This is a genomic window from Planctomycetota bacterium, assembly GCA_035384565.1.
In the GTDB taxonomy this organism is placed as follows: Bacteria; Planctomycetota; PUPC01; order DSUN01; family DSUN01; genus DAOOIT01.
Window position 1 is genome coordinate 1 of the sequence record DAOOIT010000131.1, and the last position, 7,270, is coordinate 7,270.

Genomic DNA, 7,270 nt, shown 5'->3' on the forward strand with positions numbered 1-7,270 from the left:
GTCCCCACGGGGTTCCCTGGCCAGAACAGGGGCCGGCATGCCATGCACCCGCCCGATTATAGGCGACCGGGCCGTCGGGCGCAAGCGGCGGCGCCGCCGCCGAAATCCTCTGGCGCCGCTTCGCGCTCATGCTATAATAGGCTGGCTGCTGTAGCGCGATCTCATTGTCAGGAGGCATTCCCACGATGGCCGAAGCCGAGATGTATCCCGAGTGGACCGCGGAGGAGTGGACGCGTGCGTGGACGATCCACGTGGGCAAGGCCTACCGCTGCCAGAAATGCTCGACCATCATCATGGTCACCAAGGGCGGCATCGGCACCCTCGAGCCCATCTGCTGCGGGCAGCCGATGGTCCGCGTGGAACAGCCCGACACTCTCGCCGACAAGTAGGAAGCCCCGATGGCCCCCACCCCTCGCAACGTGCCCGGCCAGGTCTACCGCTGCCCCGTGTGCGGCGCCGAGATCAGCGTGATCTACCGCGGCGTGGGCCCGCTCACCCCGCGCTGCTGCAACGTGCCCATGCAGCCGCTGGCCATCGGCCACACCATCTACGTGTGCCCGGTGTGCGGCTCGCAGCTCATGGTGATCCGCGAGGGCGCCGGCCCGCTCACCCCGCGCTGCTGCAACACGCCCATGCGCCGCCTCCAACGAGCCGCCTAGACAACTCGCCACGATTCCGGATCGAACGGCGCGCGAGGCGGCAGGGAGGTGTGGGCGGGGCGCCTCTGCCCCGCGAAGAATGGGGACGCGGGACAGGGAGGTCCCGCCTACGACCGATGGCTCGATCCTGAATCGTGGCGCGCTACAGAGGGAGAACGCCGACATGCCCGAAGCTCTGGACGCCGACGTCGTCATCATCGGCGGCGGCTGCGCCGGCCTCACCGCCGCCATCTACGCCGCCCGCTCCGCCCTCAAGACCATCCTGCTCGACAAGCTCGACCCCGGCGGCCAGCTCGCCACCACCCACGAGGTCGAGAACTACCCCGGATTCATTGACCCCATCCAGGGGCCGGACCTGATGGACCGCTTCCTCAAGCAGGCCCAGCGGTTCGGCACCGATGTGCGTTCGGCGCAGGTGAACGGCATCTCGGCCAGCGACCCGGTGGTGCGCGTCGTGCACACCGACGGCGGCGACCTGCGCTGCAAGGCCGTGCTCGTGTGCACGGGGGCCGACCCCAAGCGGCTGGGCGTGCCGGGCGAGGACCGCTTGCGCGGCCGAGGCGTGTCGTACTGCGCCACGTGCGACGCACCGTTCTTCAGGAACAAGGACGTCGTGGTCGTGGGCGGAGGCAACACGGCCGTGGACGAGGGGAACTACGTCACCCGGTTCGCCCGGCAGGTCACCCTGGTGCACCGCCGCGACCGGCTCCGCGCCGACCCGATCATCCAGGAGCGCGCGCGCAAGAACCCCAAGATGAAGTTCATCTGGGACACCGTGGTCACCGAGATCCTCGGCGGCGACGTGGTCGAGAAGGTCAGGCTCAGGAACCTGAAGACCAACGAAGAAGGCGAACTGGCCGCCCAGGGCTGCTTCATCCTCATCGGCACCACGCCCAACACCGGCTTCCTCCGAGGCGTGTGCGAGCTGGACGGGCAGGGCTTCGTGAAGGTGAACGCGCGCAAGGAGACGAACGTGCCCGGCATCTTCGCCGCCGGCGACTGCGAGGACGCCGTGTGGCGCCAGGCGGTCACCGCGGCCGGCTTCGGCTGCTCGGCCGCCATCGCCGCCAAACAGTACATCGAGAGTCTGGAGTAGCGATGAGCGACATCGAGATTCACTTCACCCGCAAGCCGGGCACCGAGGACGTGCCGCTGCCCAAGTACATGAGCGAGCACGCGAGCGGAATGGACGTGTGTGCGGCCGTGGACGCGCCGGTGGCCATCGCCCCGGGCGAGGTGAAGCTGATCCCCACCGGCCTCACTATGGCGATTCCGCCGGGCTACGAGGTCCAGGTGCGCCCGCGCTCGGGCCTCGCACTCAAGCACGGCCTCACCGTGGTCAACGCGCCCGGCACCATTGACAGCGATTACCGCGGCGAGGTCTGCGTGATCCTGGGCAATGTGGGCCGCCAGCCGTTCACCGTCGAGCGGGGCATGCGCATCGCCCAGCTCGTCGCCCAGCGGGTTGTGCGCGCCGCGCTCGTGCCGCAGGAGACGCTCCCCGACACGGCCCGCGCGGCCGGCGGCTTCGGGCACACGGGGGTCAAGTAGCCGCCGGCTCAGCTCGCCGCGATCGGCTCTCCTCCGGGCGCTCCCGGCTTCCGCGGCGGGTCCTTGCGCACAAAGCACACCACCAGCAGACCGGCCAGGCCGATCCCTATCGCCATCAACACGAAGGGCGCGCGAAGGCCGTAGATCGCGGCCACCTCGCCGCCGGACAGGGAGCCGAGCATCCAGCCGAGCGAATTGGCCGAGGTCGTGAGCCCGTAGGCCCGCCCCATGTTGTGGTCTTCCGTGATATGCCGGATGATGGCGTTGGCGGCGGGCAGAATGCCCGCGGCGCCCAGCCCGAAGAGCAGCCGCAGCGCCCCGAGCTGCCACACGCCGCCCACGAAGACGTAGCCCAGCGACACAAGGCTCCCGAACACGCACGAGGCCACCAGCAGGCGCTTGTGCCCCCACCGGTCGCTCAGGTTCCCCAGCAGGAATGCGCCCACGGCCGCCGAGAACCCGCCCACGGCGTTCAGTGCGCCGACGACCGTGTTCGTGAGCCTCCCCTGGCCGTACATCTGCTCGACGAACAGCGCGAACGTGGGAGCCGAAATGGAGTTGGCATACCGAAGGCTCAACAACACCAGCACCGCCGCGATGAACCCCTGGGCCGCGAGCACCGCCCGAAAGCCGTCGCGCTCGGGCCGCGACGACCCCGAGGCCGCCGCGAACCGCTCCCGCACGCCGAACTGCACCAGCAGCCCGCCCGCCAGCAACAGCAGCGACGAGAGCGCGAACATCACGCGATAGCCCAGGGCATCGGCCAGCGGCCCCCCGATCAGCGGCCCGGCCGAGAAGCCCACGAACACGGCCGATTGCATCACGCCCAGGGCATACCCGGCCCGCTCGCGCGGGGCCTCGCTCGCCACCAGCGCCACCAGCGCCGCGATCGTCCCCGTCAGCGCCCCCTGGAGCAGCCGGAAGGCCAGAAGCTGGTAGACGTTCTGCGCGATCGCCATCAACAGGAGGACCAGCACGCCGCCGTACATGGAGCGCAGGACCATGGGCCGCCGCCCCACGCGGTCCGCCACCATGCCCCACAGCGGCCCGAAGAGGGCCATCGTGAACCCGGCCGCGCCGTTCACGACCCCCGACCAGCACGCCACCGCCGCCTCCTGGGTGATGCCGAGCTGCCGGATGTAGAACGGCATGAACGGCATGGCCAGCGAGAAGCCCAGGATCGAGCAGACCTGGGCCGCGAAGGCGGCGTGGAAAGTCCTCTTCCACGAACTCATCGGCGAGTCCGATTGCGGATTGCGGAATGGGGATGGCGGCTCTCAGCCAATCGGCAATCGGAAATCGGCAAGCCCGGCTCCTCAGGCCTTCCCGGGGATCGGCACCACGTCGTCCTTCGGGGCCACCACCTTGCCCGCCTCGAAGTCCTCCGACGTCGTCGCGTACGCCCTGTCGTAGAGGTCCGACTTGGCCTCGGGGTCCATGTACTCTTTCCACTCGATGCGCCGGCCGGTGTAGGCGGCGTCGCGGCCCATGATGGCCGAGAGCGTGCTCTCCGTCACGTCCTTCACGTCGTTCACAGGCTTGCCGTCGAGCAGGCTCTTGAGCAGCGCGCAGTGCTCCTGGATGTACATGCTGCCCTGCATCGGCACGTCGGGGGCCTTCACCTTCGTGCCGTCCCAGAGCGTCACGCCGGCGCCGATGCGCGCCCAGCCCTTCTCGCCCACGAGGTGCACGCCGTTGCCCCAGCTCCAGCAGCCGTTGATCTGGCGGCAGATGTTATGGACGTGGATCTGGTTCGGATACTCGTAGTCCACGCTGAAGCTGTCGTACTGGTCGCCGGTCACGCGGCGGTGGCGCCCGCCGATAGCCACGACCGCGATGGGGGTGGCCCCCACGCACCAGTTCTGCATGTCGATCGTGTGCACGTCCTGCTCCACGATGTGATCGCCCGACATTCCCGCGAAGTTGGCCCAGTTGCGCACCATGTACTCGGCGTCCGTCATGCCCTCCGCGCGCGGGCGCGACCAGAGGCGCGCCGTGCAGTAGTAGGTGGTGCCGCCCATCACGCGGCCGATCGCGCCCTCGGCGATGAGCTGGTGCAGGGCGCCGTAGCCTTTGTCATGGCGCAGACACGTGCCGGCCAGCACGCCGAGGCCCTTCTTGGCCGCCTCCTGGCCAGCCGCCAGCATGCGCCGGCAGCCGGGCGCATCCACGGCCACCGGTTTCTCGACGAACACGTGCTTGCCCGCCTTCACCGCCGCCTCGAAGTGCGCGGGACGGAAGTTGGGCGACGTGCACATCAGCACGATCTCCACGTCCGTGTCGAGCAGCTTCTTGTAGGCATCGAAGCCCGAGAAGCAGCGGCTGTCCGGCAACTCCTGGCCTCGGGCCTTCACGCCCTCGCGCGCCGCGGCCACACGGTCCGGCATCGCATCGGCCAGGGCCACGACCTGAATGTCCACGTTCAGCGCCTTGCCCGCGTTCGAGATGTCGCCGATGGCGCCCCGCCCGCGTCCGCCGCAGCCGATGAGGCCGACTTTGAACGCCTTCGCCGCCTGCCCGCGCGCCGACGCGCCCAGGATCGTCAGCCCGCCCACCGCGGCGCCTAGTGCGCCTGCGGACTTCATGAAGCCCCGCCTCGACATCGTGGCCCACCTGCTCATCGGCGCTCTCCTTGGCAGCTCACTCTCCCCGGACGCGACTCCTCAAGCCGGCAACACGGTACTCCCCTTTGCGAAGCTTGTCAAGCGGCGTGTCGGGCGCGTCAGTGGCGCAGCCCTTGACTCCCCCGCTCCCCCTCCTATACTGTCTGGCGGCGGCGCTTCGGAATCCCGGGACATGGCGTCGGGCTGGATCATGTCGCAGTGCATCCCTGGGGCTTCTGGCAGTGTGCCGTGGCGTTCGGCTTACGCGGTCGTGGGGCTTTACCTCGCAGCAGTGTCGGCCGCGGCGGTTCTGTTCCCCTCCCCTCCCGGCGGGAAACAAGGGCCGCGGCTGGCGCTTTGCCTGCTGGCCGTGGAAGCTGTGGGGCTCGGACTGTCCGCCCCGCTCCTGGCCGCGCGGGGACGGGAGCGACTCGTCCGGCTCATCGTTTTGCCGCTTTGCGCAATGGCAGCCCTCGGCCTCGCCCTGGTTGCCGCCGCAGTTCGAGGCGGCGTTGGGCTCCTTCCGCTCGCGTGGGCACATCTCTTCCTCCTCGCGTTCGCATGGCTCATTGCCTCGCTCACAACGGCCCTGCACGTCGCCGGCCTCCGGGCGGCCCAGGCACAGTTCCTGGGCACGCTCGTCGCGCTGTTCATGCTGGGGCAGATCTTCATCGCCAACTCTCTCGTCGAGTTCGCGTCCGGCGAGGCCGCACGCATGCTGGCGATTGACGCCGTGCTCTGGACGAATCCCTGGCTCATCGCCGGCGGCTCGATTCTGGAAGCCGATCCGCTCCGCAGCGAGCATCTCTACGAGTGGTCAGTGATCATCTACTACGGCTTCCAGTACCCGCTGGCCTCGGTCGGCGCGGCCTGGCTTCGCTCGCTCCTGCTCGCCGCAGCCTACGGGGCTCCCGGCTCCGCGGCCCTGGCCCTCGCCACAACGCTCCGCAACAGGTCACTAAGCGTCCGCACACTGGACACTTCTTGTCCACACCGCACCACGTGAAGCGCCCACTCGCGCGATTCGAGTTGCATAAGATGTTCACAGCCAATGCCTTACACAATTGCCTGTTCAGCCGGGCGTCTGGCACACAGGTTGCGAAGGGTAGCTCATCATCAGTTTTCTAACATCAAGAGGAGAACAGGCCTGATGCGTACCTTGACCCGAGCGCTGGCGCTTCCCATCGCCCTCACGCTCCTCGGCTGCTCGTCGGAGGAGAAGCAGGCAAGGACGCCTCCGCCGCCTGCGCCGGCCACGCCCTCGAAGACCGTCGCCGCGACAACTCCTGACCTCGCCGCCCTCCTCAAGAAGGCGGACGCAACGGCTCACACAGGTGCTCAGTGGCTCCTCAAGCAGCAGAAGGACGACGGCACCTTCGGCGGTCCGGCCGAAGTCGGGAAGGCCGCTCTCGCCCTGTCAGGCATCCTCTCATCTCCAGACGCCAAAGCACTTTGCAACGATCCGGCCGTGAAGAAGGCCATTGCGTACATCGCCTCCATGCAACAGCCGGACGGCTCGATCAACACCCCAGGCGAGCAGGGTCTCGCGAACTACCAGACCAGCGCCGCCATCTCCGCGCTCGTGACCTACGACCGCCTCACCGGCACCGACGCCCACAAGGCCATCATCGAGAAGGCAAAGGGCTTCCTCCTCAGCATCCAGAACAAGGAGGGCGTGGATGCCGGGAGCTGGGGCTATAACAGCGACAAGCGCGGCGACCTCTCGAACACGCAGTTCACGCTCGAAGCCTTGAAACAGGCGGGACTTAGCGAGGACTCCGAGGCGTTCAAGAACTGCCTCGCATTCCTCCAGCGCTGCCAGAACCGCTCGGAATCCAACGACCAGCCCTGGGCCGGCAACGACGGCGGCGGCATTTACTACCCCGGCTCATCCAAGGCCGGCGTGATCAAACTGGCCGATGGCAAAGTCATCTATAGGTCTTACGGCTCAATGACTTACGCTCTTCTCCGTGGCTACCTTCTCGTGGGCCTCAAGCCCGACGACCCGAGGGTCCAGGCCGCCCAGAAGTGGATCACCGAGAACTACACCCTCGACAACAACCCCGGAATGGAGGGCGACCAGAAGCTCCAGGGCCTCTTCTACTACTATCTTTCGATGGCCAAGGCGCTCTCGCTTCTCCACTCGCAGGAACTCACCTTGCCAGATGGCACTAAGCGTATATGGGCAAAAGACTTAGCGGAGAAGATCATCTCTTTGCAAGAGCCCGACGGCTCCTGGATCAACACCGCCATGCGCTGGATGGAGAACGACCGCGTCCTCGCCACGGCATACATGCTCTCGGCCCTCGCCGAGTGCCGCGCCGTACTCGCGCACGACTAGGAGCCTGTCCAAGAATCCGCGTGGGACTGCGACGCCCGCGATTCCGGCCGCAGGCTAGGAACACGGAGGAGGCGATGCAACGGAGAGCATCGCTGACGACGTGCGACAACGCCTGC

Annotated in this window: 8 protein-coding genes; 6 read left to right on the forward strand and 2 right to left on the reverse strand. The window is 67.8% G+C overall.

Annotated features, from left to right (window positions below; translation table 11 throughout):
• Positions 1-185 precede the first annotated feature (185 nt).
• From PLE19_23530 to dut, 4 genes are all read left to right on the forward strand, one after another.
• Complete coding sequence (locus PLE19_23530; GenBank protein HPD17920.1) at positions 186-389, forward strand: hypothetical protein; 204 nt, start codon at positions 186-188, stop codon at positions 387-389.
• Between the two features lie 9 nt (positions 390-398).
• On the forward strand, positions 399-659 hold the full coding sequence (locus tag PLE19_23535) for a hypothetical protein (protein HPD17921.1): 261 nt from the start codon (positions 399-401) through the stop codon (positions 657-659).
• Between the two features lie 79 nt (positions 660-738).
• Positions 739-1,755, forward strand: a complete 1,017-nt coding sequence (trxB, locus tag PLE19_23540) for a thioredoxin-disulfide reductase (protein ID HPD17922.1) — start codon at positions 739-741, stop codon at positions 1,753-1,755.
• Positions 1,756-1,757: 2 nt separating this feature from the next.
• Positions 1,758-2,210 carry a dUTP diphosphatase gene (dut, locus tag PLE19_23545; protein HPD17923.1) on the forward strand — a complete coding sequence of 151 codons (453 nt, stop codon included), beginning with the start codon at positions 1,758-1,760 and terminating at the stop codon, positions 2,208-2,210.
• An 8-nt stretch (positions 2,211-2,218) separates the two neighbouring features.
• Here dut and PLE19_23550 read toward each other — a convergent pair whose 3' ends face one another.
• Entirely contained in the window at positions 2,219-3,445 is a 1,227-nt protein-coding gene (locus tag PLE19_23550) for an MFS transporter (GenBank protein ID HPD17924.1), read from the reverse strand.
• 81 nt (positions 3,446-3,526) lie between these two features.
• Positions 3,527-4,831, reverse strand: coding sequence for a Gfo/Idh/MocA family oxidoreductase (locus tag PLE19_23555; GenBank protein ID HPD17925.1), 1,305 nt, complete (start codon positions 4,829-4,831; stop codon positions 3,527-3,529).
• Positions 4,832-5,276: 445 nt separating this feature from the next.
• Between PLE19_23555 and PLE19_23560 the strand changes: the two genes are divergently transcribed.
• Positions 5,277-5,819: a hypothetical protein gene (locus tag PLE19_23560; GenBank protein ID HPD17926.1), complete on the forward strand. Its 543-nt coding sequence runs from the start codon at positions 5,277-5,279 to the stop codon at positions 5,817-5,819.
• A 144-nt stretch (positions 5,820-5,963) separates the two neighbouring features.
• Entirely contained in the window at positions 5,964-7,154 is a 1,191-nt protein-coding gene (locus tag PLE19_23565) for a prenyltransferase/squalene oxidase repeat-containing protein (GenBank protein HPD17927.1), read from the forward strand.
• Positions 7,155-7,270: the final 116 nt, after the last annotated feature.